A 25,955-nucleotide genomic window follows, 5' to 3' on the forward strand; every position below is an offset into this window, starting at 1 on the left:
CATCGATATTCACCTCATGCTGGCCTGCAAATGGCGGCTTTCTGCGGCCGCGATCAGCACCCCCGGGCGCGAGCAGCAAGAACTTCCAGCCCCGGACCGGATCCCCTACTCCGCCTCGGCCACCATCTGACGCCCACCAACCCAGTTCCGCCAGGCTCTCTCGTCGCCGTGGAACACGTTGAGGTCGATGCGCCCCCTCACCCCATGCGACAGGCCGGAGCCGGAATACTGCCAGAACACCCATTTGCGGCCGGGATAGACCTTTGAAGGGTGCTGTGCCACCGCGCGCAGCCAGAACGGATAGTCCAGAAATGCGCCTCTGAGATTATCGCGGTAGAAATCAGGCGCGGTGTAGATGATCGGCCGCTGGCCGTAGTGGCGCTCAAGCTTGTCCATGAACACCTGCATCTTCTCCAGCACCTTCTGCCGCGACGGCCGCCGCTTGCAGCTGGATTCGCCGTTCCACTCGACATCGATCACCGGCGGCAAGGCGCCCTCGACCCTCGGGACGTTGCGGATGAACCAGTCGGCCTGCTCGCCGGCGGTGCGGCACCAGTAGAAGAAATGGTAGGCGCCGCGCTTGAGGCCGGCGGCGTCGGCATTGCGCCAGTTCTTCCTGAACATAGGGTCGAGATGATCGCCGCCGTCGGTCGCCTTGATGTAGGCAAAGTTCGCTCCCTGCGCGCGCAGCTTGTCCCAGTTCACGTTGCCCTGCCAGCGCGAGACATCGACGCCGTGAACGGCGAGGTGTCTGGGCGAGGCCCTGCCGAAATTGATCGGCTTGGCGTCACGAAAACGATAGCGCTGGACCGGCTCGGCGAGGATCGGTGCCGCCCGTGCCAGCCGCTTCGGCGCCACCAGGGCAATCGGCTCGACGGGTGGTTCGATGCTTTCGGCAGGCTCCGGAGTGGCCATTGCCACAGTCTGCTCCGTCGCCTCCTCCTGCGCGAAGTCGGGTTCGGCATCGGCAGCGCCGACCGACGCCACCGGCGCGGGCGGCCGCACAACCGAGCTGGTCGTCTCGCTGGACGGCACTTGCAGCGCGTCAACGCCGGACGTGGATGTGCAGCCGGCAAGGCAAAGTGACGCGATCGAGAAGATGACGACGCCTGATAACCGCATCTGGACCTGTACGCAGAACACAACAGACCGAGGGCAAGACAACGCCGCCGGACAAACCAGTCCGGATTACTAACGAGAAATTGCCAACAAAGTTTGAATCAAATCGTTAGGGCAGATGGGCTGGGCAAACAGAATACATGGCGGGCTCGCTAATCACCGTAGCGGTGAGAGCCTGGAAACGCCGCAGGAAGGCGCGAAGGATCGCCGACGCCTGCAGGCCCGCTGCCTAGCCGCACAACCATAGCTTGTGGCAGCTCTCGGCTACCATATGAGCGGGAGGGATGGAGCGGTCGGTGCCGAGGCGATCGGAGTTGGGGCGATCGGTGGCGGGATTGACCGACGCATCATCATCCCGACGAACCTTTTCTTCAAGCAGCGAGCGAAGCTCGGCCGGCTGCACGCGGTCACGCTCCATCACGAGCCTAACCATCGGATCGCTCAAAAGCTCATCCAGGGTGTTGATTCTGTCATTCATCCGTCGCCTCCTTCGACTGCCGACCCGCAGGCAATAGATAGGCGGCAATGATGGCTCGCCAATGACGCTTTGCCGACTATCTCGTGTCCCGGACGAAAAAATCTGGGCACGCCCTGTGCTTGAGTTCGCCTGTACTTCGGTTCGCCTGTGCTTCAGTTCGCCTGTGCTTCAATTCGGGGGTGGCGCGCCTTCATATTGCGGCAGCCCGTCGTCGAGCTGTACCCAGGGCTGCTTCGAGGCGGTCCAGATATGCATCTGCGGCTTAAACATGGAAGGATCGTCGAGCGAGCCTGAGGTGACGCCGATGATGCCGGCGGAATCGTGCCGGGAAAACAGCGTCGTGCCGCAACATGAGCAAAAGCCGCGCTTGAGATCGGGCGAGGAATTCACCAGCGCCACCGGCCCGTCGATGGTCACATCGTCGATGCGGAACAGCACGCGGGCGTTGAAGGCCGCGCCCAGCGCCTTCTGGCAGAGCCGGCAATGGCATACGCGCTCGTTGATCGGCGCGGCATCGGTGCTGTAGCGCACAGGCAGCCACCCTGATATTTCGCCATTGCCTGCGCCCCTCTTTCTGAAGATTGGCGGCAAGGTAGCTGCCGTCATAGCAGCGTCAATTGAAAAGCCTTGATAGGGCCATCTATGGCTGTGATGCGGGAGATGTCATTGGGGCCCAGCGACGTGTGCCGGATACCAAAGGCTTATAGCCGGCTTCAGAGGGATAAGTCTGTCCGGCCATCTCGCGGGATATGGGCCGGACAGGCCGTTGTCAGGTGGTTATTCCGTTTCGCTGACAATCTCGTCCCAGGTCTTCACCTTGGTCTCGCCATTGAGGAAGGGCAGCGTGACTGCTGTCAGTTCCGGCGCGAAAAACACGTCGTAGTGGGTGCGGTTCGGCAGGATGGCCAGGCGGTTCTGCGCCAGGTTCTCGCGCATCCAGCCGGCGTCCTTCAACCCGCCGCCGAGCATCTGATAGAACTTGATCTCATGCTCGGGCCGATACATGTCGCTGTCGCCGAACACCAGCATGACAGGCATCTTCAGCTTCGGCACGTCGGCGGAGTAATCGTAATCCTTGCGCATGTGGGCGCCGAGCTGATCGAGCAATTTCGGAAAATCCTGCGGGCGCGGCGCGACCGCCACGTAGGATTTGTACATCGGCGTGTCCTTCATCATGTCGGCCATCGCCGCGCCGACCTGCGCCTGCTGAGTGCGCATGTCGGCATAGAAGCCGTCCGAGGCATAGCCGGTCGAGACCAGCACCAGCCGGCCCACTGTCTCGGGATGCTGGACGGCCATGCGGAAGGCGACGCCGCCGCCCAGCGAATAACCCATGACGTCGACTTTGTCGTAGCCGAGCGCCTTGACGATCGCCGCCATGTCGTCGCCCATTGCCTCCAGGCTCAACGCCCGGTCGCCGAGCGCGGTGCGGCCGTGACCATGCAGGTCGACGCCGATGACGGTGCGGTTCTCGGCAAGCTTCGGCAGGATCGGCGCGAACATGTCGGTGGTGCCGAGCCCACCATGCAGCAGAAGCAGCGGCTCGCCCCGGCCAAAGACGGCGTAATAATAATTCAGGCCGTTGATCGGCAGCAGGCCGGATTTCGCTGGCTTCGGCATTGCTTTCGTTTCGGAGGTCATGGGGGGCTTTGCCTCCTCGGCTTTGGTGGCTCCCGGCGCGGCGAAGAGCGCTGCGGCCGAGGCGAGAATGGCGAAAAACATCGATCTGGACATGTCGGTCTCCTTGCGTCCCGCCGATATCAAAGCCGCTTGGCGACTTCTTCGAGCTGGTCGGCGCACTGGCCCCAGCCCTCGTGAAAGCCCATCTTCTCGTGCTGTTCGCGGTCAGTGACCGACCAATGCGCAACCCGGGCGATGTAGCGGGTCTTGCCCTCGCCCTCATCCTCGAAGGTCAGCACGACCGTCATGAACGGCTTTTCGGACGGCTCCCAGGCCTTTGTGTAGGCGTCGGTGAGAACAATCTTTTTGCCGGGCACGACTTCGAGGAAAACGCCGGGATTCGGGAATTCGTTGCCGTCGGGTCCGGCCATGACAACCAGGCTGGAGCCGCCGGTGCGCACGTCCATTTCGGCGCGCGGCGTCGTCCAGGGCTTTGGCGCGAACCATTGCGTCACGAGTTTCGGCTCGGTCCAGCAACGATAGACGTTCTCGCGCGGCGCATCGATGATGCGGGCAAGGACCAGTTCACGGTCGGAGTTGGGGGCGATGTCGAGCTTGGTCGTCATGATGGTCTCCTCACTGTTGATTGGCTTCGTGCCAAGGACGAGCCACGAGAGCGCGGGCCGACACCGCCAACGAAATAATGTCGACAACATCCGTACTTTACGTCGATCTGCCAGTAGGCGCTGCAGGGATCTGACGGGTCGGAAGTATTCCTTCGTTCACTTCGGCGGGCCATCATAAACATTCTGGATTGGCCAAGCCTCCAACTTCGTCATCCCTGGGCGAAGCAGGAGCGAAGCTCCGTCGCGGAGACCCTGGGATCCATTCCGTGACCACGGCCGAAGAATGCAGCGGTGCACAATTCAGCACCGTAGCAGCGCTCCGAAGTCGCGGCATGATGGGGTGGACGGCGCCCGACGGCATCGGATGTGCCAGAGTGGCGAGTCATACCGTTGCGGCCTGGCGGGCAGGGTGGCGCCTTCGTCGCCGCCGTCAAGGCCGCTTCGCGCCGCCTGCGGCGGTGACCTGCGGCCAGCCTTGACCGCCGGCTCAGCGCGGCGCCGACATGCCCGCATAGGCCGCAACGGAGAAACACCCAACACAAGCTCTTGCAACGGAAGGAAGATGGGCGTGATCGATCGATCTGTGGCGCGCGAAACTCCGAAGGATCCATTGGCCAACGGAAACCGCTGGCATGACTGGAACGGGCGTCGCGAACCCCACCTTGGCCAGCGGTCGCAAGGACCGCATTCAAAGGCCGGACATATGGACGCAAGCGATCGAAAATACCCCAGAACGACCGTTGCAGGCAGGGCGCCGTCCACATGGATCCTGGGGTCTGCGCCGCGTCGCTTCGCTCCTTGCTCCGCCCCAGGATGACGAAAAGACCGACGCTTCAGCTAATCGCCGAGGCACGCGTCACATCAGCACGCGACCAAAGCCTTCCGCGCCGAGGACCATATCGCTCCGTGACCGTCAGTGGCGCTTGGCTTGCACCAGATAGGCGTCGACCTCGGTCTCGCCGAGCCACTTTGCCGCTTCCAGCCGGTGCAGGCCTTCGACCAGGATATGGCGCTTGCCGTCGTGGCGCACCTGGATCGGCGTCTTCATGCCGTTTTCCAGAATGTCCTCGGCCAGATGCCGGACGGTCTCGGGATGCAGCGTCTTCCTGCGCGCGGTCGGCACGTAGATGTCGTCCACCTTGACCTTTTGTACTCTCAGCATGTCGGCTCCCGTGGCGGAAAAGGCCGCCCTTTGTGAAATAATCTGTTTGGCAGGCAAGGCCAAGGCCGGCTGTGAGCTATCGCTGGCCTGATCGTTTCCGATTGACGCTTGCCGAGCAGATGGCCGAAATGGCGATCTTCGATCATGCCGGTATCCATGACTGACTTGCCGACCGAATTCCCCGATTTCGGACTGACGCCTCACCAGCGCCGGCAAGCGGTGCGCGGCCACTACTGGGAATGGCCGGGCATGGATGGCGAATGCGGCGAGATCTGGTGCTACAGCGACCGTTTCTCATACCGTCGGGGCGAGACGGTGGTGCTGCATGTCAGCTCGACAGCCTCCAGCTTCAGCATGTCGATCGTCCGCGACGGCGGCGCCGAGACGCAGCTGTTCGAGAAGGCTGGGATCGCGGCACGCTGGCAGGATACACCCGACCAATGTTCGGTCGTGGGCTGCGGCTGGGACGCGTCGTTTGAATTCCGCGTCGGCGACGACTGGCCGTCCGGGGCCTACCGCGCCACGCTGACGGCGGATGGCCGCGACGGCAAGCCGATCCGCTGCCATCATCTTTTCATCGTTAGCCCGCAGCCCGGCAAGAAACGCGGTCGTGTACTGCAGGTTGCAGCCAGCGGCACCTGGCTTGCCTACAATACCTGGGGCGGCTCCAATCATTACGAAGGCATCACCGGCCCGAACCGCGACCAGTATGCCCCAAGGGTGTCGACGCAGCGGCCGTGGTGCCGCGGCTTTGTTGTTCTGCCGAAGGAGGCGCCGCGCGTGCCGCTCGAGGTCGCCGTGCCGCCGAAGACCGTGCCGCGCTATCCACATATGGAATGGGCCTTCGCCACCGGCCATTCGAAGAAATATGCCTCGTCCGGCTGGGCAAGCTACGACAGTCACTTCTTTCGTTTTGCCGAGCGCGCCGGCTATGGGGTCGATCTCGCCAGCCAGCACGAATTGCATTTCTCGCCCGAAATCCTCGACGGCTATGACTGCGTCGTCTTCGTTGGCCATGACGAATATTGGACGTGGGAGATGCGCGACGCGGTCGACGCCTATGTCGAGCGCGGCGGCCACGCGGCACGCTTCGCCGGCAATTTCATGTGGCAGACCAGGCTGGAGGACGAGGGCCGCCGGCAGGTCTGCTACAAATACCGCGCCCGTGCCGAGGACCCGGTCTATCGGGGCGGCGACGTGACCCGCGCCACCAACTCCTGGGAAGCACCGGAAATCGGCCGGCCGGGTGCGACGACCTTCGGGCTCAATGCGACCAGGGGCCTCTACGCCGGCTGGGGCGGTTGCGCGCCGCGCGGCGTGCGCGGCTTTCCGGTCTACCGGCCCGACCATTGGGCGTTCGCCGGCACAGGCATCTATTACGGCGACCTGCTCGGCGCCGACAGCCATGTCTATGGCTATGAGGTCGACGGGCTCGACCACGAGATCCGCCGCGGACTGCCCTACCCGACGCCCGACAGCGGCGCACCGGATGGGCTGCAAATTCTCGCCGTCGGCATGGCTGCCCAAGTCGAGGAGAGCGCCGATATCCCGTTCGAAGACCAGTTCCTCGGCGACGAGGACGGACGCTTCACCGCCGAAACGCTGTTCGGCGAGGCGAGCGAAGCCAATCTAGACAAGGTCAAGCGCGGCAACGGCATGATCGTCAATTTCCCGCGCGGCAAGGGCGAGGTGTTCCACGCCGGAAGCTGCGAATGGGTCGCCGGCCTGCTAAGGCAGGACGCGATGGTCGAGCGCGTCACCAAGAATGTACTCGACCGCTATCTCGGAAAGTCCTGACATGCTGAAGTCCCAGAACCCTGCCCCGGACACCGAGACGCGCCTGCCGTCGAATCTGTTCTATCTGTCCGGCCTGCGCCGGCCGCTGGTCGACCGCGCCGAAGGCATCTACATCTGGACGCAGGACGGCCGCCGCTTCATCGACGGATCGAGCGGACCGATGGTCGCCAATATCGGTCATTCCAACCGCAACGTGCTCGATGCGATGAAGCGGCAGATGGATCGCGCCACCTTCGCCTACCGGTTGCATTTCGAGAACGAGCCGGCCGAGGACCTGGCACGGGAATTGGCCGGAAAGCTGCCCGAAGGCCTGGACCGGATCTTCTTTGTCTCGGGCGGTTCGGAAGCGACGGAATCCTGCATCAAGCTTGCCCGGCAGTGGGCTCTCGCCACCGGACAGGCCAGCCGCTGGAAGGTGATCACACGCTTTCCCTCCTATCATGGCGGCACCCTCGGGGCGCTCGCCGTCACCGGCGACGATGCGCTGGCCGAGACCTTTGCGCCGATGATGCAGGTCATGCCGACGGTGCCGGCACCCGTCGCCTGGCGCGACCGCGATAATTTCTCGATGGAACAGCGCGGCATCCGCTACGCCGACATGGTGGAGGAGAAAATCCTCGCCGAGGGACCGGAAAGCGTGCTCGCCTTCATCATGGAGCCGGTCGGCGGCGCTGCCACCGCGGCGCTGGTGGCGCCGGACAGCTATTATCCGCGCATCCGCGAAATCTGCGACCGCTACGGCATCCTGCTCATCCACGACGAAGTGATGAGTGGTGCGGGCCGCACCGGCAAATTCCTCGGCGGCGACCATTTTGACTGCAAGCCCGACATTGTCGCGCTGTCGAAGGGACTGGGCTCGGGCTATGCGCCGCTCGGCGCGCTGGCTGCACCACTGCGGCTGGTGCAGCCGTTGCTCGCCTCCGGCGGCTTCCAGCATGGCCATACCTACGCCGGCAATCCGCTCGCCTGCGCCGCCGGGCTCGCCGTGCTCGGCGAGATGGATCGTCTCGACCTGATCGCCAACGCGGCTGAGATGGGCGATATTTTGATGGCCGAGTTGAAGGGGTTGGCCAAGCGGTTTCCGTTTATCGCCGACGTCCGTGGCAAGGGCCTGCTCCTAGGTGCCGAGATGGTCGCCGACCCCGACACGCTGAGGCCGATCGCACCGGCGAAGAAGGCCACCCAGCGCCTGCTCGACCTCGCCTATGAACGAGGGCTGATCATCTATGGGCGAAAGGTCAAAGGCGGCGTCGACGGCGACAATTTCATGGTGGCGCCGCCGATGATCGTCACCCGAGAACAGATTAGCGAGATCGTCGCCATCATCGGCGACTCGCTGCAGGTGCTGGCCGGCGAGCTCGACCTGCCGGTCGAAGGCTGAAAAAATGGCGCCGCGGAAAGTCATCATCACCTGCGCCGTCACCGGGTCGGTGCACACGCCGTCGATGTCGCCGCATCTGCCGGTAACGCCGGACCAGATCGCCGCAGACGCGATCGCTGCTGCCGAAGCCGGCGCCTCAATCCTGCATCTTCACGCCCGTGATCCCGGGGATGGGCGGCCGACCGCGATCCCGATGTGTTCATGCAGTTCCTGCCGCGCATAAAGCAGGCGACCGATGCGGTGATCAACATCACCACCGGCGGCTCCTCGCTGATGACGCTCGACCAGCGGCTGGCCGCACCGCTCAGGGCCGAGCCCGAAATGTGCTCGCTCAATATGGGCTCGATGAATTTCGCGCTGTTCCCGATGCTCGACCGGCCAAGGCAATGGCAGTCCGAGTGGGAGCCGAAACTGCTGGAAGCGACACGCGACACGATCTTCAAAAACACCTTTGCCGATATGGAGACCGTGCTCGAAAGACTTGGAAAGGGCTGCGGCACACGCTTCGAATTTGAATGCTACGATGTCGGCCACCTCTACTCACTGGCGCATTTTCGCGATCGAGGTCTGGTGTCGCGACCTCTGTTCATCCAGTTCGTGTTCGGCATTCTCGGCGGTATCGGTGCCGATCCCGACAATCTGGTCCATATGAAGCGCATCGCCGACAAACTGTTCGGCGACAGCTACCAGTTTTCGGTGCTGGCCGCCGGGCGCCACCAGATGCCGATGATCTCGATTGCGGCGGCCATGGGCGGCAATGTCCGCGTCGGGCTGGAAGACAGCCTTTACGACGGCCGCCAGCTGGCAAAGTCCAATGCCGACCAGGTGCGCCGCATCCGCAGCGTGCTCGACGGGCTGTCGCTGGACGTCGCCACGCCGAGTGAGGCGCGTGAGATGCTGGCGCTCAAGGGCGGCGATCGGGTAGCGTTCTGAGATGATGATTTGAGATGCTTGCGTTCCGTCCCACCCCCCTCTGTCCTGCCCTCTTTGCCACCACTTGGCATCTCCCCCTCAAGGGGGGAGATCGGATGTCACGAATGGTTTCGCCAATTGCCAACGTCAGAGAGGTGGGCACAGCGGCGAAGCTGCCAATCTCCCCCCTTGAGGGGGAGATGTCCGGCAGGACAGAGGGGGGTGCCTGGGCGCCCCATTTATCGTGACCGATCCAGCAAACGACATTCTCATCCGCCCCGGCACCGTCGAGGACGTCGAAACCATCCATGCCGCGATCCTGCGGCTTGGCGCGCATACAGGCGCACACCAGGAGATCACCTCCACAGCCAACGATCTGCGCACCTATGGCTTTGGCGAAAACCCTGCCTTCTCGACCCTGATTGCGGAAGTCGGCGGCGAGTTCGCCGGCCTGTGCCTGCATTTCCCGATCTTCTCGACCTGGATGGGGCGGCCCGGCGTCTATGTGCAGGACCTCTATGTCGAAGAGCGGTTTCGCGGCCGCAGGATCGGCGAACGCCTGCTGCGGCGTGTTGCCCGAGAATGCCGAAAGGACGGCGGCGTCTATCTCAGACTGTCCGTCGACACCGACAATGAAACCGCCAAGGCCTTCTACGAAAGGCTGGGCATTGGCTGGTCGAGCTACGAGCAGGTTCAGAAGATCGTCGGCGACGCGTTCTTTGCCTTCGCCGATGCGCCAGAGGAATGAGGGAATTATGAAGGCCTTTTATGCCGACGAACAGAAGCGCCACGATCCCAAGGCGTTCCTCTCCAGCGGCGCCCAAAAGCCCAATCCGGAGAAACCGGAACGGGTCGAACGGCTGCTCGCCGGCGCAAAGGCCGCCGGCTGCACGATCGAACGGCCGAGAAATCACGGGCTTGGTCCGGTTGCCGCGGTGCATACGCCCGAATATCTCGATTTTCTCGAGCACATCTTTGGGCGCTGGGAGCGCATTGAAGGCGCTTCGGCTGAAGTGATCCCCAACATCCACCCGATCGCGCGGAACGGCTCATATCCGGCCTCGGCGGTCGGCCAGGCCGGCTACCACATGGCCGACACCGCTTGCCCGATCTCCGGCGAGACCTGGCAGAGCGCGCTGTGGAGCGCCTGGAGCGCGGTCGAGGCCGCCGACGCGGTGATGTCGGGCGCACCGGCTGCCTATGCGCTGTGCCGTCCGCCCGGCCATCACGCCTTTGCCGACGTCGCCGGCGGCTTCTGCTTCATCAACAATTCGGCGGTCGCGGCGCAGACGATGCGCAAGCAAGCTGCGCGGGTGGCGATCCTCGACGTCGACCTGCATCATGGCAACGGCACGCAAGGCATTTTCTATGCTCGGTCGGACGTGCTCACCGTCTCGCTGCATGCCGATCCGGTGCGCTTCTATCCGTTCTTCTGGGGTCATGCAGACGAGCGCGGCGAAGGGCCTGGTCTCGGCTACAATTTCAACCTGCCGCTGGTGCGTAAATCCGGCGATGCCGCGTTCCTCGAAGCACTCGACGTGGCTTTCCAGCGCATCCGCGCCTTTGCGCCGGAGGCGCTGGTGGTGGCGCTCGGCCTCGACGCCTTCGAGGGCGATCCGTTCGGTGGGCTAACGGTAACGACGCCAGGCTTCTCGCGCATCGGCGAGGCCATCGCCGGCCTCGGCCTGCCAACGGTGATCGTGCAGGAAGGCGGCTATCTCTGCGACGAGCTCGGCGACAATCTTACCGCGTTCCTCACCGGCTTCGGCGGTGGCAGGAAGCAGTGATTTCAGCCGGATGTCGCGTCAGGATCGCTCCTGCCGCAGCATGGCGATGACACGGTGCACGCTCTCCAGCGTCTCGTCGATTTCGGCCGCCGTATTGTAGTGGGCGATGCCGATGCGCACGACGCCCTGCTCGGCCGGAATGCCGAGCTGGTGGACGACCTCCCAGGCGTAGTTGTGGCCGGACCACAGGAAGATGTTTTCCGCATTCATCTGCCGTACGATCGTCTCCGGAACGTTGCCGTCGACAATGAACGAGACCGTCGGCACGCGCTCTCCGACACGCGCCGGATCGGTGATGCCGTGGATGGCCAGGCCTGAAATAGCCGACAGGCCGTCGATCAACCTTTGCGTCAACGGATTTTCGTAAGCGGTGGATATTTCGAACGCCTTGGCGATCTTGGCGGCGCGACGCGTTCTCGCCTGCCGTTCCGCCCAGCTCCGCAAAGTAATTGATCGCGGCCGTCAGTCCGGCCATCAGTTCGATCTGCGGCGTGCCGAGTTCGAACCGCTCCGGCAAAGCATTGGACGAACAGCGGCATTTGTACGGCTTCAGCGCGTCGATGACATCCAGCCTGCCCCACAATATGCCCATATGCGGCCCGAAGAATTTATAGGCCGAGCAGACCAGGAAATCGCAGCCAATGTCCTGCACGTCGATCAGGCCTTGCGGCGCGAACTGCACGGCGTCGACATAGACCAGCGCGCCGGCCTGCTTGGCGATGCGGGTCAGCGCCCTCACCCGGTTGATCGAGCCGGTCAGATTGCTGGCGTAGTTCAAGGCGATCAGCCGCGTCCTGTCGGTAAGCAGCGCAGCCAGCGCCGCCTCCTCGATCTGCCAGCTCTGCTCGTCAAAAGCGAGCCAGCGCACGACGAGGCCAAGATCTTCGGCGAGCTGCAGCCACGGCGAAACGTTGCCTTCGTGGTCCATGCGGGTGAGGACGATCTCGTCACCCGGTTTCATCGTGCGACCGAGGGTGCGCGACATGTGATAGGTCAGCGTCGTCATATTGGCGCCGATGACGATCTCCTGCGGGCTCGCAGCACCGAGGAAATCGGCCATCGCCGCATGGGCGTCGTCGACGATCTGTTGCGCCGCGATCGTGGTTTCGAAGAAGCCGCCGAGATTGGCATTGGTGGTCAGCAGGCAGCGTGACACCGCGTCGGCGACCGCTTGCGGCACCTGCGTGCCGGCAGGGTTGTCGAGATAGATGCGGCGACGGCCCTTGTCGGTCAGCGACAGTGCCGGAAATTTCTCGCGCACGACCTCAATCGGAAAATTCACTTTTTCTCCCTCTCTGTTGTAATCGTTCAGCAATCGGTACCTTGCAGCGCCGGGAAGCAGCTCACGGGCACGGGTTGCCGACACGCTGGTGGATTGCATCGACCGCCTTCTGCATGTCTTCGCTCCAGACGACATCGGCGGACGACAGCGCCATTTCGAGCTGCGGAAGGGTCGTCGCACCGATGATGCTCGAGGTGACGAACGGCCGGCTCGTGACATAGGCGTTGGCAAACAATGCCGGCTCCATGCCGAAAGAGCACGCCAGCTCGTTATACTCGAGCTGCGCCTCTGCGGCATTGGGCGTCTCGTAGCGCTGGCCGCGGTTGAAAAGCTGAGAACGCGAGCCTAGCGGCCGCGCGCCATGGTCGTATTTGCCGGTCAGGTAGCCTTGCGCCAGCGGCGAATAGGCGAGCAGGGAAACCTGTTCTCGCTCGCACACCTCGGCAAGGTTAACCTCGAAGCCGCGGTTGACGAAATTATAGGCGTTCTGCAGCGACGCCAGGCGCGGGCCGACGCCTTTGTCGGCTTCGGCGATGAACCGCATGACGCCCCACGAACTCTCGTTCGACAGGCCGAAATGGCGGATTTTTCCGGCCTTCACCAACTCGTGGAAGACCGCGAGCGTCTCGGTGATCGGCGTCTCGCCGCCCGGTGCATCGGCGGAATCGGCCCGCAGCGGCACGGCACCGACGCGGTTCGGGTTGGCGCCCCACGGCACAGCGCGCTCCGGCCAATGGATCTGGTAGAGATCGAGATAGTCGGTGTTGAGCCTGGTCAGCGATTTTTCGACGGCATCGAAGATGTCGGCGCGCACCAGCTTCGACGGGCGGTTCCCGCGAAACCATGTGTTGGCGGTGCGGCCAACCACTTTCGAGGCGAGGATCACCTGATCGCGGTTGCCCCTCGCTTTGATCCAGCTGCCGATGATCTTTTCGGTCCAGCCTTGCGTCTCCGCCTTGGGCGGGATCGGGTAAAGCTCGGCAGTGTCGATGAAGTTGACGCCGCACGAAAATGCCAGATCCATCTGGGCGTGGCCATCCGCTTCGGTGTTCTGCTGCCCCCAGGTCATCGATCCCAGGCAAATCTGGGAAACAAGAAGATCGGTCCGACCGAGGCGGCGTTTTTGCATGGAATTTTCTCCGGCGGGAACTCTTTTTGCGCGGCTGCGCAGGAAGGAAGCCGCAGCATACAGGAATGCGCGGGCCGTCTCCTAGCCCGCCGCCAATCGCCAGCGATTTTTCCGCGAAATCCCGCCAACGGCTCCGCGACTGCAATAAAAAGCCGGACTGCATTTTCATGCAGCCCGGAATTTCGCCAGGAATGGCGAGGAAAAACCGGCCCTGTGCCGGCGTTCAGATATACGGCCAACCCGCGCTAGAAGTTTCACCGGTCAAGTCGATTGTGATCAAAAAAGCCTGCGCCGCATGGCTCCCATGCAAATGCTGCACTGCACAATTGTCATGATTTGCCTATATTGCGACTCGGGGAGGACCAACCAGGGGCTTGAACCATGGGTTTTCTCACTGAAATGTTCGCTCGTCCGCGTCCGCAGGAACATCTGCGCTACCGCACGGCTCTGGCGCTGCTTCATTCGATGAGCAATGCCGACCGTGCCGACATCGGCATCAAACCAGCCGATTTTCCGCGCGTCGCCCGCGAAATGTCCTCCCGTTAGTCAGGGCGTACGGATATCCCGGCCCGACCGGGATATCTCCTCGCCAATTCTTCAACGTGAACCGATGAAAATCGCCTTGCCCAGCGGCACGCCATTGTGGCGCAGGATGTCGTAGGCAGTGGTCACGTGAAAATAGAAATTGGGCATGGCGAGATGCAGCAGATACTGCATGCCGGCCATCGAGAATTCGCGCTGGCCAAGCTTCAGCTCGATCATCCTGTCATCGGAGCCGTCCATATCGGCAGCCGAGAATGTCGCCAGAAGGTCGACGGTCTTGGCGATGCGCGCCCGGAGATCAGCAAAGCTCGCCTCGTTGTCTTCGTATTTCGGCACCTCGCGACCGGCAAGCCGCGACGGCGCGCCCTTGGCGTGGTCGGTGGCGATCTGCACCTGCCTGGTCAACGCATACATGTCCGGCGCCAGCCTCGACGCCAAAAACACCTGCGGATCGATCTTGCGGTCGAGCGCATTCTGCTCGGCGAGGTTCAGCACGTTGGATAGCGCCTTCAACCTGGCCGAAAACACCGGCACGGACGCTTCGTATATCGATATAGTCACGAGACTCTCCTATCCCGGCGGGAACGCCGACGGCGGTGACCTAGCGCCTCCGCCGGCGATTCTTCAAGCGTCACCGCGTCGCCGCAATCGCTATGATAGGGTTTTCCCATCCGGTGGAGATTCCCGATGAGAAGCGCCCTTCTTGCAGCGACCGCTTTTTTCTCCCTTGCCGTAATGGACCAGCCAGCGCTCGCCGCCGAAGCGCCTTATGTCGACGACAGGTCGGACGCCGAAGCGGTCATCCGCTCGTTCTACAGCGCCGTCAACCGGCAAGAATTCGCGCGCGCCTGGGACTATTTCGGCGAAACCAGGCCGGCCAAGGATTTCGACGCCTTCGTCAAGGGCTATGACGGCACCGAAAGGGTCGAGGTCAAAACCGGTGGCGTGTCCGAAGACGGTGCGGCCGGCAGCATCTATTACAATGTTCCGGTCGCCATCCGGGCGACAGCCAGGGACGGCAGCGAAAATGTCTTTGCCGGCTGCTACACGCTGCGCCAGGTCAACGCCTCGATCCAGGAACCGCCATTCCGCCCGATCTTCATCGACAAGGGCGCGCTGAAGCCGACCAAGGCTGAATTCGAGGACGCCGTGCCGGAAAGCTGCGGCGACGCACCGCCGCCGCCGAAGAAGGATGCGGCACTGGAGCAGGCCAAGAAGGCGTTTGCAGCCACCTATGGCGAACAATGCGACAAGGAAATGCCTGGCGGCGAGCCCTTGGCAGAGCCGGACGCCTACTCCCTCCGCTACAAGGATGCCGGCGCCGAGGCCGATCAGCCCGAACGCGAGACGCGGCTGTTTCGCTTCTTCTGTTCGATGGCTGCCTACAATGAGAGTGCCGTCTACTATGTCTACGACGATGTGTCAGGCGTCCGGCAGCTGCAGTTCGCCTCGCCGGCACTCGATATCCACTATGAGAACAACGATAGCGAAGGCAAGGTCGAGGCGATCAACGTCACCGGCTTCCAGACCGACGACCAGCTGGTCAATTCCGAGTATGACGACGCTACCAAGACGATCTCGTCGCTCAACAAGTGGCGCGGTGTCGGCGATGCCTCGTCAGCCGGCACCTATCTGTTTCGCAACGGCAATTTCTCGCTGGTGCAGTACGATGTCGACGCCTCCTACGACGGCGAGATCAACCCGCAAACGGTGGTGGACTACAACACCGCACCTTAAGGGGCCTCCGACAGCATCCAGTTGAGCGTTCCGCGCCAGTCGGTCATGCGGATCGGGGTGCCGTGCGTGCCGGTCTCGAAGCGGACAAAGCGGGTCGGATAGGTTTTCGTTTTGGCCAGGATCGAACGGAAGAAGGCTTCCTGTTTCTCGACTGGAAACACAGGGTCCTTGCTGCCTTGGCCAAAGAAGACCGGAACACGGCGCTTGAAGGCCGGGCTCGAGAAGAAACTTTCATCCCACAGCGAACCGAGCAGCAGCAGCCCGTCGATGCGGCCGCCAGTATCCTTGCGGGCGGCTAGCTTCCAGCACAATGCGCCGCCCATCGAGCCGCAGGCAACGAAGATCTTCGCGCCCGGCGACCGTTCGGCATAGTGGCTGATAAGCGCGGCGATCTGGGCCGCGCCGGTGTCGCCGAAATCAGAAAAGTCCGGCGACAGATAGAGGCCGCCATTGCCGGCCATCAGGTTCTTGATGCGGTTGAAATTGCCGCCGAAGGTGAAGTCGTCAACGCCCTGCTTGCGGCTGCCGCCCTGCCCGTGCAGATAGAGCACGATGATGCCGGCGGCTTGCATGCGGCCGACTGCGATGTGGCGGATATTGCCGGCGCCGCTCTTCGGCAGCAGATCCTGCTGCACCTTGCGCACACCGGTGTCGACGTACTGCGCCTGCGCGCGGCGCTCCGGCACCTTGTCGCGAGCGTTGATATCGCGCAGCTCACGGTAGTCGACGACCGTATAAGCGCCCTCGGACGAGAGGATGGTCGGATAGGCGAACAGGTCGTCCTTGAAGGGCTTTAGCGTGAGGACGTCGGCGTAAGCGGCGCAAGAAAACAAGAAAAATATTGAAGTCAGAAGGGCGCATAGGACGGTACGAACAGCCATCCCTCAGGCATGCGTTTTTCGGCCCCGGTTTGTCAATCCTGCAGCACGCCGCCGGCGCCTTCCAGCGCCTCACGGGTGTCGACATCGATGGACGCTGCCTTGCCGATCTCGACATCGAGGACATCGAGCCCCTCGGCCTCGACCAGATGGCGCGCGCCGGTATCGCCTTCGAGATGAGCGATCGCCGCAAACAGTGAGCGTGGCAACAGCACCGGGTTGCCTCGCTTTCCCTCATGCGAGGCGCGCACGACCAATCGGCCCTCGGATTTGCGGAATGCATCGATCAGCCTGTTGAGGTCGGCTGACGCGATGCCAGGCATGTCGCCAAGCACGATCATGGCGCCGGCAGCATCGCCAGCAAGCCGCGCGATGCCGGCCTTCAGCGATGAAGACAGGCCCTCGGCGAAAAGCGGATTGTCGGCGAAAGTCACATCCAGTCCAGACAACGCAGCCCGTACACGCTCGCGCTGATGCCCGGTGACGACGATGGTATCAGAAGCTTTAGAGCCGAGCGCGCGTTCGGCGCTGCGGCGCACCAGCGGTTTTCCGTCGAACAGCGCCAGCAGCTTGTTCGGGCCGCCCATGCGGCTGGAGCGGCCGGCGGCCAGCAGGATGACATCGACCTTCAACTCGGCACTCTCCGACTTCGGCGCCGGCAGTGGCTCGCGCGGCTGTGGCCGGGTCGGGATTTCCATCAACAGACCGCCGACACCCATGCCGGCAATATCCTTGGCTTTCACTTCGAGGCCGGCGATCAACCGGTCGAGGACCCAGTCGAAGCCGTTCTCCTTGGGGCTGCGGGCGCAGCCAGGTGCACCGATGACGTGCTTGCCAGCAAGCGTGCCGAGCACCAGCAGATTGCCAGGATCGACCGGCATACCGGCGCGGATGACGGTGCCGCCGGCCTTCTCGATCGCCGCCGGGACGACGTCGCCAAAATCGCTCATCGCCGATGCGCCGAAGATCACCACCATATCGTTGTCGCGCGCCAGCGAGCCCGCAGCCTCCGCAACGGCGCCAATTTCGTGCGGCGTGCGGCGCTCGGCCGTCAGCCGGCCACCTGAGCGCGCCAGACGGGCTTCGGTGACCCGCATGGTCTTGTCGAGCACACTCGGCTTGATGCCGGGTAGCACCGTCTGGATGAGGCCGACGCGCACCGGCTGATAGGCATTGACGGCAAAGATCTCGCCGCTGGCGCAGATCCTTGCCACCGCATCGACGAGGGCGGAAGCAACGGCGAAGGGAATGATCTTCACGGTTGCGACCATCTGGCCTTTTTCGACCGGTGCGTGCTGCGCCAGAGTGGCGATGGTGATCGTCGGTTCGACGGCGTTGATGGCGTTGATCATCGCGGCATCGACGGTGAAGATACCGGCGGCCTGGGCGTGTAGATTAACCCGGCCGGTCGCGGCGGCCTTCGCCTCGACGTTGCGGTGGATCATGCTTTCGGCGATCTTTTCGGCGGCAGCGTCCTCGCTCAAATCATCGGGAGCAAGAACAGCCGCGACAACCTCCGAAATCCCTGCTGATTTGAGCAAAGACACATCGTCGGCGCTCAGCCTGTGTGCCTTGCGCAAGCGCCGTTCTCCGGCCGTGGTGGCATGTGCCAGCACTGCGCCTTCGGCAGTATCAACGGGGATTGGCCCAAACTTCACGCCGCCGCTTCCTTGGATTCGAGGCCACGCGAACGAAAGGCCTGGATCGCCTGCGCTATAATAGCGACCGCGATCTCGGCCGGGCTCGCGGCGCCAATGTCCAAGCCGATCGGCGCGTGGATGCGGGCGATCTGGTCGGCGGTCGCGCCCATTGCCAGCAGGCGCTCGACCCGCTTGGCATGGGTCTTGCGGCTGCCGAGCGCCCCGACATAGAAGCAGTTGGCGTCGAGCGCCGCCTTCAGCGCGAAATCGTCGATCTTTGGATCATGGGTGACGGCTGCCAGCGCCGTATAGCTGTCCAGCGGCTGGCGCGAAAGCACGTCCTCCGGCCATTCGGCATGCAGCACGACATCGGGAAAGCGGTCTGCGGTGGCAAAGGCCGTGCGCGGATCGACGATTTCGACGGGATAGCCGGCGATCTTGGCCATCGGCGCCAGTGCCTGGCTGATATGGACTGCGCCGATCACCAAAAGGCGCGGCTGCGGCAGATAGACGTTGAGGAAGAAGGTTCCCCCTTCCGCCTCGACCGACCCGGAATTGCCTGATCGAAACGCCTTGGCGATCGCAGCGCCCAATTCGCCGGCGACCTGATCGCCCTCCCGCACGATACGATCGCGGCCATCGCCGAGATCGGTGACCAGGATTACCGCGCGGCGGGCGCGGCGTTCGGCGTTCAGCGTCTTCAGCGCATAAGGATCCATCGAAATATCTCTTGCTTAAGCATGATTCTTGTCCGCAAACCGCTTCCCACTTTGCGGGATCATGCTCTCTAACCCAACCGCTCGACGTAGACTTTGATGCGGCCACCGCAAGACAGGCCGACCTGCCAGGCGGTGTCGTCGGCGACGCCGAACTCCAGCATCTTAGCCTTGCCGCTGTCGATGACGTCGACCGCCTCGGTCACCACCGCGCCTTCGACGCAACCACCAGAGACCGAGCCGTGGAAATTGCCTTCCGCGTCGATGACAAGGTGGCTGCCGACCGGGCGCGGCGCCGAGCCCCAGGTCTCGACCACGGTGGCAATGGCGACATCCTTGCCGTCTTTCATCCAGCCTTCGGCGATGATCAGCGGATCGCGGGCCTCGTCGAGATAGATACTATTTTCCATCACCGTTTCTCCCGGAGAAAACATATGGCTACGCGGCGCTTCTCCCGCCACCCTCAATCCATCTGCGTGGGTCGACGGAGCGCGCCGAATTCTTGTCCAGCGACGCGCACAGATCGGCGAGCGCATCGAGATTGTGCACCGAGCGGAATTCGTCGACATGCGGCAGCATCGCCTTGACGCCGCGAGCCCGAGCCTCGAAGCCGTCGAAGCGCAGCAGCGGGTTCAGCCAGATCAGCCGCCGGCAGGATTTGTGCAGGCGCTCCATTTCCTCCGACAGGCCGGCGATGTCGTCGCGCTCCAGCCCGTCGGTGATCAGCAGCACTACCGCGCCCTGGCCCAGCACGCGCCGCGACCACAGCCGGTTGAATTCGGCCAACGTATCGCCGATGCGGGTTCCGCCCGACCAGTCCATCACCGCCGCCGAGCAATCGGCGAGTGCTGCGTCAGGATCGCGATGGCGCATCTGCCGCGTCAGATTTGTCAGCCTGGTGCCGAAGACAAAGGCATGCACGCGCCGGCGCTTTTCGGTCAGCGCATGCAGGAAATGCAGGAAGATGCGCGTGTACTGGCTCATCGAACCGGAAATATCGGCAAGCACGACCAGCGGCGGGTGAACCTCGCGCGGTGACCGGAATTTCGGCAGGATCAGTTCGGCGCCGGTGCGCGCGGCCGAGCGCATCATCGCGCGGGGATCGATACGTCGGCCATGCGCATTGGATTTGAAGCGCCGTGTCCTGACCATGTCGAAGGGCAGCCGCAACCCGGCGATCGCCTTCTTGGCGTCGGCCATCTCGGCGGCGTTCATTTGGGCAAAATCCTTGCCCCTCAGCACCTCGTGGCCGGAAAATGTGAAGCGGGCGTCGACCTCGATCTCGGGGATTTCCTGCGCCGGCTGGTTCTTCTGGTGGCCCTCGAACATCGCCTGGCTGACGCGGTTTTCCGCAGCGCGCGGCTTTTGCTTCTCTCTGAAATCAGGCGCCACCGGCGAAAACATCGCCAGCATCTTTTCGATCAGCTCGTGCGATTTCCAGAACAGCCGGAACGTCTCGTCGAAGGTGGGATGATCCTCGTGCCGCGACACCAGCACGGCATGCAGCGTCCAGTAGAAATCGTCGCGGGAACCGATGCCGGCGGCCAGCACCGCCTCGATCGCATCCTTGACCGAGGCCGGGCCGACCCGCATGCCGGCCTTGCGCAAGGTGCGGGCGAAATAAACAATGTTGTCGGCGATCCGCCCACCCGGCGTGGCCTCTTTCGGTTCGGGATGCAGCGTCGCCATCGCCCTACTCCGCCGCCGAAAGCTCGGCCTTCACCTCGTTGAGGATGCGCCGGCCTTCGCCCTGTTCGATACGGGCAATGTCGTCCTGGTATTTCAACAGCACGCCGATCGTGTCGGAAACGGTTTCCGGATCAAGCGCCACCTTATCGAGCTCGGTCAGCGCGCCGGCCCAGTCGATGGTCTCGGCAACACCCGGCACCTTGAACAGCTCGATCTGGCGCAGCTTCTGGATGAACGAAACCACCTCGGCCGACAGCCGGCTGTTGGCCTGCGGCACTTTCCGGCGCACGATTTCCAGCTCGCGCTCGGCATTCGGATAGTCGACCCAGTGATAGAGACAGCGCCGCTTCAGCGCGTCGTGGATCTCGCGGGTGCGGTTGGTGGTGATGATGACGATCGGCGGTTCCTGCGCCTTGATCGTGCCGAGCTCGGGCACCGTCACCTGGAAGTCGGAGAGGATTTCGAGCAGGAACGCCTCGAAGGCCTCATCGGTGCGGTCGAGCTCGTCGATCAGGAAGACCGGGGCGGCGCCCGCCTTGCCGGTCAGCGCGTCGAGCACCGGGCGGCGGATCAGGTATTTTTCGGAAAAGACGTTGCGCTCCATATCGGAGCGGTCGACCTTGCCGGCCGCCTCCTCCATGCGGATCTCGATCATCTGCGCGGCGTAATTCCACTCGTAGACGGCCGAAGAGACATCGAGGCCTTCATAGCATTGCAGGCGAATCAACCGGCGGCCGAGCGCTTGCGCCAGCACCTTGGCGATCTCGGTCTTGCCGACGCCGGCCTCGCCCTCGAGGAACAGCGGCCGTTTCATGCGCAGCGACAAGAACAGCACGGTCGCCAGCGACCGGTCCGCCACATAGTCCGCACCGGTCAGGAGATCGAGCGTCTCGTCGATCGTCCGCGGCGTTGGGCGCGGTTTCAACCCGGTCATTCTCTCTCCGTGGGTGCGGCCGCCCATCCAGAGCCTCTACAGAGCGTGATAGCCGCGGTCGTGATAGATCAGCGGCCGCAAATTATCGCCCATACGCAGGCCTGTCACCTTGCCAAAAAGCACACGGTGGGTGGCCAGATCCTTGGTATCGATCAGTTCGCAGTCGAACACAGCGAGCGCGCCCTTCAGCGTCGGCGCGCCGGTCGAGATCGTATCCCACGCGCCGAGCGCGAAGCGTTCCTCGACGGGCAGGCCGGTGAGGCCGGAAAAGCCGACCGACAGCGCCTCCTGGTCCGAAGCCAGCGTGTTCAAGGCGAACTTGCCGTTTTGCACGAACGGCTCGTTCTTGGGATTTTCGCGATTGAGACAAACCAGGATGGTCGGCGGCGTGTCCGACACCGAACAGGCTGCAATGACAGTCGCACCGCGCCTGCCAGCGGGACCGTCGGTGGTGACCACATGGACGTGGCCGGCAAAATGGGCCATCGCGTCGCGATAGGCCTGCGGCCCTATGTCGTTCTTCTTCAGCACCGGCGATTTCCATTGGTTTGAAGCGAGATGAACCCAACCGTTATATATGGCTGCATATTGCATGCCACAAGCGAAGTGGTTGACATGCATCCTGAATTTCGCGTGTTGCGTGAAAGCTGACCAGCCTTTAGGTCTTGGCAGGAAGTGGCGCCGGCAAACACGCGACCGGCGCGGAGGAATTCTTCGCTCGCATGCGACCCCGGACAACAGCCACGACAACGACAATAGCGGTGCTGGCCTGGCTGTCTCTCGCCGGTGATGCGAACGCTGAGACGCTGCTAGTCGGCGTCGCAGCACCACTATCCGGGCCGTCGGCGATCCTTGGCAAACAGATCGAGGCGGGCGCCGGCCTGGCGGCAGCGGCGAACGGTTCTCAACTCAAGGTTGTCAACGACGGCTGCACGGCCGATGGCGGGGCTGCCGCGGCGAGGGAATTCGTTGCGGCGAAAGTCGGCGTGGTCGTCGGCTTCCTCTGCACCGAGGCGATCGAGGCGGCACTGCCGATCCTGAAGGATGCCAACATGCCGGTCATCACCGTCGGCGTGCGCACGGAAAGCCTGACCGACCGGCGCGCCAAGACCGGCTGGCCGGTCTTTCGACTTGGGCCGCGCGGCGATGACGAGCGCAACGCCGTCGCCTCCAACCTCACCCGCCAATGGCAGAACGAGCTGTTCGCCATCGTCGACGACGGCACGATTTACGGCCGCGAAATCGCCGAGACGCTTCGGGCGGCAGCCGAGCAGTCGGCGCTGAAACCGGTGTTCGTCGACACATTCCGGCCGCAGCTCGACAACCAGATCGGGCTGATCGGGCGGCTGAGGAAAGCCGGTGCAACGCATGTCTTCGCCGGCGGCGACGGCGAAGACATCGCCATCATGGGCCGCGACGCCGGCCAGCTCGACGCCGGCATCACCTTTGCCGGCGGCGAAGCGTTGCGCACAGCGCCCGGCGACGTGCCTTATGCCACAGGCACGCTGATGATTGCGCCGCCCGAATGGGCCGATGTGGCCGACTCTAATGTGCTCGAAAGCTTTGCCGCACAAAAGATCGTGCCGGAGGGCTACACGCTGCCGGCCTATGCGGCGGTCGAGATCGCCAAGGCGGCGACGGCCCTGGCGGAAACCTCCGGCAAGCCACTGGCCGATGCGCTCACCGCGCAAGACTTTAGCACCGCGATCGGACCGATCCGCTTTGACGGCAAGGGCGACTTGACCGAAAACCTTTATCGGGTCTTCCGTTTCAACGGCGCAAATTTCGTGCCGGCGGAGGCCAAATGATGTTTCGCACAGGGCCGCGCAACCTCATCACCGATGTCGCCGGCCTGCGTGTCGGCAACGCTTCCGATGTGAGACTGAAATCCGGGGTGACCACCATCGTCTGCGACGAGCCGGCGGTGGCCGGTGTGCAGATCCTGGGCGGCGCGCCGGGCACCCGCGAGACCGACCTGCTCGAGCCGCACAATTCGATCGAGGCGATCCATGCCGTGGTGCTTTCGGGCGGCTCGGCCTTCGGTCTCGATGCTGCCTCCGGCGTGCAGGCGGCACTGCGCGAGAGGGGCATCGGCGTGGAGGTCGGCGGCGTTCGCGTGCCGATCGTGCCGGCGGCGATCCTGTTCGACCTGCGCAATGGCGGCGACAAGGACTGGGGCCGCTATCCGCCCTACCGCGATCTTGGCTATGCGGCGGCACAGGCTGTCAGCAGCGATTTTGCGCTGGGTACGGTCGGCGCGGGCACCGGTGCCCTGAGTTCCGGCCTCAAGGGCGGCCTCGGATCGGCCTCGGCGGAGCTCGACAGCGGCGTCACCATCGGCGCACTCGCCGCCGTCAATCCGACCGGCTCGGTGACGATCGCCCAAACCCGCCACTTCTGGGCAGCGCCCTTTGAGATCGGCGACGAGTTCGGCGGGCTTGGCTATCCCTCGCCGATGCCGGAGGACGCGAAAACGATCCTGCTGAAGTTTCGCGACAAGCATATCGGGAAACGGGCGAAGGTTGGCGGCAACACGACCATCGCGATCATCGCCACGGACGCCGTCCTCACCAAGGCTGCCGCCAAACGCCTGGCGATATCAGCGCATGACGGCTTCGTGCGCGCCATTTGGCCGACACACACGCCGGCCGACGGGGATCTGGTTTTCGCGCTGGCGACCGGCAGAAGCGGTATCGAGCTCGCGCCCAACGACGCCATCGACCTCTACGCAGCGGCAGGCGCCACCATGGCACGCGCCATCAGCCGCGGCGTCTTTGCCGCGACGCCTGCCAAAGGCGACCTGTTTCCGGTTTGGTCATCGCGCTGAATGCGCGCTGCCGCTATCAAATAGGCCCGTAATCAAAATGGCCCGTGATCAGGTGGGATCGGATTGTTCTTCCTCGAACGTGACCGCAACGTCCGAGTTCGCCGACAGCCGCACTTTCCGGCCCTCGACTTCGGCTACGAGGCTGAGCGGAATATAGTGATGATGCCCCCTGTGAGCGCCCTCGCCGCTGTCGCGCTTGGTCAGCTTGATTCGTTGTCCCTCAACTTTGTCGACGGTGCCGACATGGACGCCGTCGGCGCCGATCACTTCCATATGTTCGCGAATGCTGGCTGCATCGGTCATCGTGGGTTCTCCATATCAAGCTGCCAACATAAACAAATGGCGGCACGATTGGATGCATCGGGTTTGCGTTTCAGAGGGCACGACGTTTTGACGATGTCGTGATAGTGATCGAAACAACGCCGGCTGCTCAAACGGAAATCCGATGCGAATTCTTGTCCTGTTTGCCGTTTCCCTCCTTGCCCAGTTTGCAACTTCGCTCGACGCGCATGCCGGCGACGTCGCCGAGCTTGAAATCCTCGGCTTCACCGGGGATGGCGGCATCTTCGCCTTCGAGGAATATGGCGTCCAGGACGGATCGGGATTCCCCTATGCCAATCGCTATTACATCAACACCGCGGACGACAGTTTTCTCAAGAGCACACCGATCAGGGTGCGGCTTGACGACGAAAACGCAACGCTCGACGCGGCGCGCCTTGCAGCCCAGCAGAAAGGTGAAGCTATCATCAAACAAGCGGAATTGACCGCGAACCGAGGCATCACCGCCGGCTTCAACCCGGTGACCGAACTTTCGGCCGATCCGTTCCGCATGGTGGTCAACCCGCGGCCGATCTTTTCGCCGGTCGACGATCCGCTCGAGTTCCGGGTCGACGAGATCGGTATGAACGACACGGAAGCCTGCCAGAGCCTTGGCGAGATCAACGGCTTTCGCTTGCTGCGCATCGAGGCGAAAGACGGCGGCAAGACTGAGCTCCTGCACGAGGACAAGTCGATCCCCAAAAGCAGAGGCTGCCCGAACGGCTATCGGATCGGCGCGGTGCAGACATTTTCGTTGCAAGGCCTCAGCGCCTATGCCGTGCTGATCGCGGTGCGCCAGTACGGCTTCGAAGGGCCGGATTTTCGCTGGATCGCGGTGACCGGCCGGCTGTGACGCCGCTTCCCGGCATACGCAACCGAGTCCTGGATCGCATCCGCAACGCCTTGCCGTCGCCGTGCGCCGCGGTTTGCGGCGCCCTGCTATGGGCCGCAGCGATGGGCGCCAGCGCGCTTGTCAATCTGCTGCTGGACGACTGGGGGACCCCGGCAAATATCCGCTTCGTCTCGTTGCTCCATGCGGCGGCGGTGCCCTGGCCTTTCCGGTTGGCCTGTTCCTTGCGCGGCTCATCTCGCTCGGAAGGCATTGGCAAGTTGCCTTGGCGGCCGCGTTTGTCTGCCTTCTTGCCACCACGATCGGCCTCACCGGAGGGCTCTTTGCGCTGCAATACCGTTCCTACTAGGCCCAGTGGCATGAACCTGCACTGACCATTGCCTGGTCCATCCAGTTCGTGCACACAGTGGCAACAGCGTTCTATCAATTCATCGTGCTGGGCATCCGGCTTTATTTTCCGCTCGGTTTCATCGCGCTTGCTCTCGCCAGCATCTGGTTTGCGCGGCAGCAGCGTTGAGCATTTTGTCTGC

The 25,955-nt window shown here is 63.3% G+C and carries 24 protein-coding genes and 4 pseudogenes; 11 read left to right on the plus strand and 17 right to left on the minus strand.

The genetic code is table 11. From position 1 onward, the window contains the following. Positions 1-105 precede the first annotated feature (105 nt). The 6 genes and pseudogenes from NMG70_RS22630 to NMG70_RS22655 all read right to left on the minus strand — a co-directional run bounded on the left by NMG70_RS22630 (position 106) and on the right by NMG70_RS22655 (position 5,005). Positions 106-1,122: a glycoside hydrolase family 25 protein gene (locus tag NMG70_RS22630; RefSeq protein ID WP_254026582.1), complete on the minus strand. Its 1,017-nt coding sequence runs from the start codon at positions 1,120-1,122 to the stop codon at positions 106-108. A 226-nt stretch (positions 1,123-1,348) separates the two neighbouring features. Further along, positions 1,349-1,597: a hypothetical protein gene (locus tag NMG70_RS22635; RefSeq protein ID WP_254026583.1), complete on the minus strand. Its 249-nt coding sequence runs from the start codon at positions 1,595-1,597 to the stop codon at positions 1,349-1,351. Between the two features lie 168 nt (positions 1,598-1,765). Beyond that, positions 1,766-2,154 (minus strand): annotated as a pseudogene (locus NMG70_RS22640) (GFA family protein). Between the two features lie 220 nt (positions 2,155-2,374). After that, positions 2,375-3,331, minus strand: a complete 957-nt coding sequence (locus tag NMG70_RS22645; protein ID WP_254026585.1) for an alpha/beta fold hydrolase — start codon at positions 3,329-3,331, stop codon at positions 2,375-2,377. Between the two features lie 26 nt (positions 3,332-3,357). After that, entirely contained in the window at positions 3,358-3,843 is a 486-nt protein-coding gene (locus NMG70_RS22650; RefSeq protein WP_254026586.1) for an SRPBCC family protein, read from the minus strand. 913 nt (positions 3,844-4,756) lie between these two features. Further along, a complete protein-coding gene (locus tag NMG70_RS22655; protein WP_254026587.1) occupies positions 4,757-5,005 on the minus strand; it encodes a ParB N-terminal domain-containing protein in 249 nt (82 codons plus the stop codon). Positions 5,006-5,161: 156 nt separating this feature from the next. On the opposite strand from NMG70_RS22655, the gene NMG70_RS22660 reads away from it, so the two are divergent. The 5 genes and pseudogenes from NMG70_RS22660 to NMG70_RS22680 all read left to right on the plus strand — a co-directional run bounded on the left by NMG70_RS22660 (position 5,162) and on the right by NMG70_RS22680 (position 10,882). Beyond that, positions 5,162-6,802, plus strand: a complete 1,641-nt coding sequence (locus NMG70_RS22660; RefSeq protein ID WP_254026588.1) for a N,N-dimethylformamidase beta subunit family domain-containing protein — start codon at positions 5,162-5,164, stop codon at positions 6,800-6,802. Between the two features lies 1 nt (position 6,803). Then, positions 6,804-8,183 (plus strand): aminotransferase family protein, encoded by a 1,380-nt coding sequence (locus tag NMG70_RS22665; RefSeq protein ID WP_254026589.1) that lies wholly within the window; start codon positions 6,804-6,806, stop codon positions 8,181-8,183. 4 nt (positions 8,184-8,187) lie between these two features. Next, positions 8,188-9,116: pseudogene (kce, locus tag NMG70_RS22670) on the plus strand (3,5-dioxohexanoate:acetyl-CoA acetone transferase). A gap of 223 nt (positions 9,117-9,339) precedes the next feature. Continuing rightward, positions 9,340-9,843, plus strand: coding sequence for a GNAT family N-acetyltransferase (locus tag NMG70_RS22675; protein ID WP_254026590.1), 504 nt, complete (start codon positions 9,340-9,342; stop codon positions 9,841-9,843). A gap of 7 nt (positions 9,844-9,850) precedes the next feature. Continuing rightward, positions 9,851-10,882 carry a histone deacetylase family protein gene (locus tag NMG70_RS22680; RefSeq protein WP_254026591.1) on the plus strand — a complete coding sequence of 344 codons (1,032 nt, stop codon included), beginning with the start codon at positions 9,851-9,853 and terminating at the stop codon, positions 10,880-10,882. 18 nt (positions 10,883-10,900) lie between these two features. Here NMG70_RS22680 and NMG70_RS22685 read toward each other — a convergent pair. After that, positions 10,901-12,164 (minus strand): annotated as a pseudogene (locus tag NMG70_RS22685) (cysteine desulfurase-like protein). A gap of 61 nt (positions 12,165-12,225) precedes the next feature. Next, positions 12,226-13,293, minus strand: a complete 1,068-nt coding sequence (locus tag NMG70_RS22690; RefSeq protein WP_254026592.1) for an aldo/keto reductase — start codon at positions 13,291-13,293, stop codon at positions 12,226-12,228. Positions 13,294-13,674: 381 nt separating this feature from the next. Here NMG70_RS22690 and NMG70_RS22695 point away from each other — a divergent pair, with 381 nt between their 5' ends. Next, positions 13,675-13,839 carry a hypothetical protein gene (locus NMG70_RS22695; RefSeq protein WP_254026593.1) on the plus strand — a complete coding sequence of 55 codons (165 nt, stop codon included), beginning with the start codon at positions 13,675-13,677 and terminating at the stop codon, positions 13,837-13,839. Between the two features lie 51 nt (positions 13,840-13,890). Here the strand turns inward: NMG70_RS22695 and NMG70_RS22700 are convergent, their stop codons facing one another. Next, positions 13,891-14,397 (minus strand): DUF1993 domain-containing protein, encoded by a 507-nt coding sequence (locus tag NMG70_RS22700; protein ID WP_254026594.1) that lies wholly within the window; start codon positions 14,395-14,397, stop codon positions 13,891-13,893. Between the two features lie 126 nt (positions 14,398-14,523). On the opposite strand from NMG70_RS22700, the gene NMG70_RS22705 reads away from it, so the two are divergent. Next, positions 14,524-15,573, plus strand: a complete 1,050-nt coding sequence (locus NMG70_RS22705) for a DUF1176 domain-containing protein (protein ID WP_254026595.1) — start codon at positions 14,524-14,526, stop codon at positions 15,571-15,573. On the opposite strand, the gene NMG70_RS22710 is transcribed toward NMG70_RS22705, so the two are convergent. From NMG70_RS22710 to NMG70_RS22740, 7 genes are all read right to left on the minus strand, one after another. Beyond that, positions 15,570-16,454 (minus strand): alpha/beta hydrolase, encoded by an 885-nt coding sequence (locus NMG70_RS22710; RefSeq protein WP_254026596.1) that lies wholly within the window; start codon positions 16,452-16,454, stop codon positions 15,570-15,572. The two genes, NMG70_RS22705 and NMG70_RS22710, sit on opposite strands and share 4 nt — an antisense overlap. A gap of 32 nt (positions 16,455-16,486) precedes the next feature. Further along, a complete protein-coding gene (locus tag NMG70_RS22715; protein ID WP_254026597.1) occupies positions 16,487-18,109 on the minus strand; it encodes an NTP transferase domain-containing protein in 1,623 nt (540 codons plus the stop codon). Continuing rightward, positions 18,106-18,810 carry an XdhC family protein gene (locus NMG70_RS22720; RefSeq protein ID WP_254026598.1) on the minus strand — a complete coding sequence of 235 codons (705 nt, stop codon included), beginning with the start codon at positions 18,808-18,810 and terminating at the stop codon, positions 18,106-18,108. Before NMG70_RS22720 ends, NMG70_RS22715 begins: the two co-directional genes overlap by 4 nt. A gap of 68 nt (positions 18,811-18,878) precedes the next feature. Then, complete coding sequence (locus tag NMG70_RS22725) at positions 18,879-19,217, minus strand: XdhC family protein (protein WP_254026599.1); 339 nt, start codon at positions 19,215-19,217, stop codon at positions 18,879-18,881. Between the two features lie 28 nt (positions 19,218-19,245). After that, entirely contained in the window at positions 19,246-20,496 is a 1,251-nt protein-coding gene (locus NMG70_RS22730) for a vWA domain-containing protein (RefSeq protein WP_254026600.1), read from the minus strand. A gap of 4 nt (positions 20,497-20,500) precedes the next feature. Continuing rightward, on the minus strand, positions 20,501-21,430 hold the full coding sequence (locus NMG70_RS22735; RefSeq protein ID WP_254026601.1) for an AAA family ATPase: 930 nt from the start codon (positions 21,428-21,430) through the stop codon (positions 20,501-20,503). 36 nt (positions 21,431-21,466) lie between these two features. After that, positions 21,467-21,961 carry a flavin reductase gene (locus NMG70_RS22740; RefSeq protein ID WP_254026602.1) on the minus strand — a complete coding sequence of 165 codons (495 nt, stop codon included), beginning with the start codon at positions 21,959-21,961 and terminating at the stop codon, positions 21,467-21,469. 191 nt (positions 21,962-22,152) lie between these two features. On the opposite strand from NMG70_RS22740, the gene NMG70_RS22745 reads away from it, so the two are divergent. Continuing rightward, complete coding sequence (locus NMG70_RS22745) at positions 22,153-23,238, plus strand: ABC transporter substrate-binding protein (protein WP_254026603.1); 1,086 nt, start codon at positions 22,153-22,155, stop codon at positions 23,236-23,238. Continuing rightward, entirely contained in the window at positions 23,238-24,257 is a 1,020-nt protein-coding gene (locus tag NMG70_RS22750; RefSeq protein WP_254026629.1) for a P1 family peptidase, read from the plus strand. The genes NMG70_RS22745 and NMG70_RS22750 overlap by 1 nt, the downstream gene beginning before the upstream one ends. Before the next feature lie 48 nt (positions 24,258-24,305). Here NMG70_RS22750 and NMG70_RS22755 read toward each other — a convergent pair whose 3' ends face one another. Next, entirely contained in the window at positions 24,306-24,560 is a 255-nt protein-coding gene (locus NMG70_RS22755) for a DUF2171 domain-containing protein (protein WP_254026604.1), read from the minus strand. A gap of 142 nt (positions 24,561-24,702) precedes the next feature. On the opposite strand from NMG70_RS22755, the gene NMG70_RS22760 reads away from it, so the two are divergent. Continuing rightward, positions 24,703-25,428 (plus strand): DUF2259 domain-containing protein, encoded by a 726-nt coding sequence (locus NMG70_RS22760; RefSeq protein ID WP_254026605.1) that lies wholly within the window; start codon positions 24,703-24,705, stop codon positions 25,426-25,428. Then, positions 25,425-25,942: pseudogene (locus NMG70_RS22765) on the plus strand (hypothetical protein). Before NMG70_RS22760 ends, NMG70_RS22765 begins: the two are co-directional and overlap by 4 nt. Positions 25,943-25,955 lie beyond the last annotated feature (13 nt).

Source organism: Mesorhizobium ventifaucium, assembly GCF_935822925.1.
Lineage (GTDB): Bacteria > Pseudomonadota > Alphaproteobacteria > Rhizobiales > Rhizobiaceae > Mesorhizobium > Mesorhizobium ventifaucium.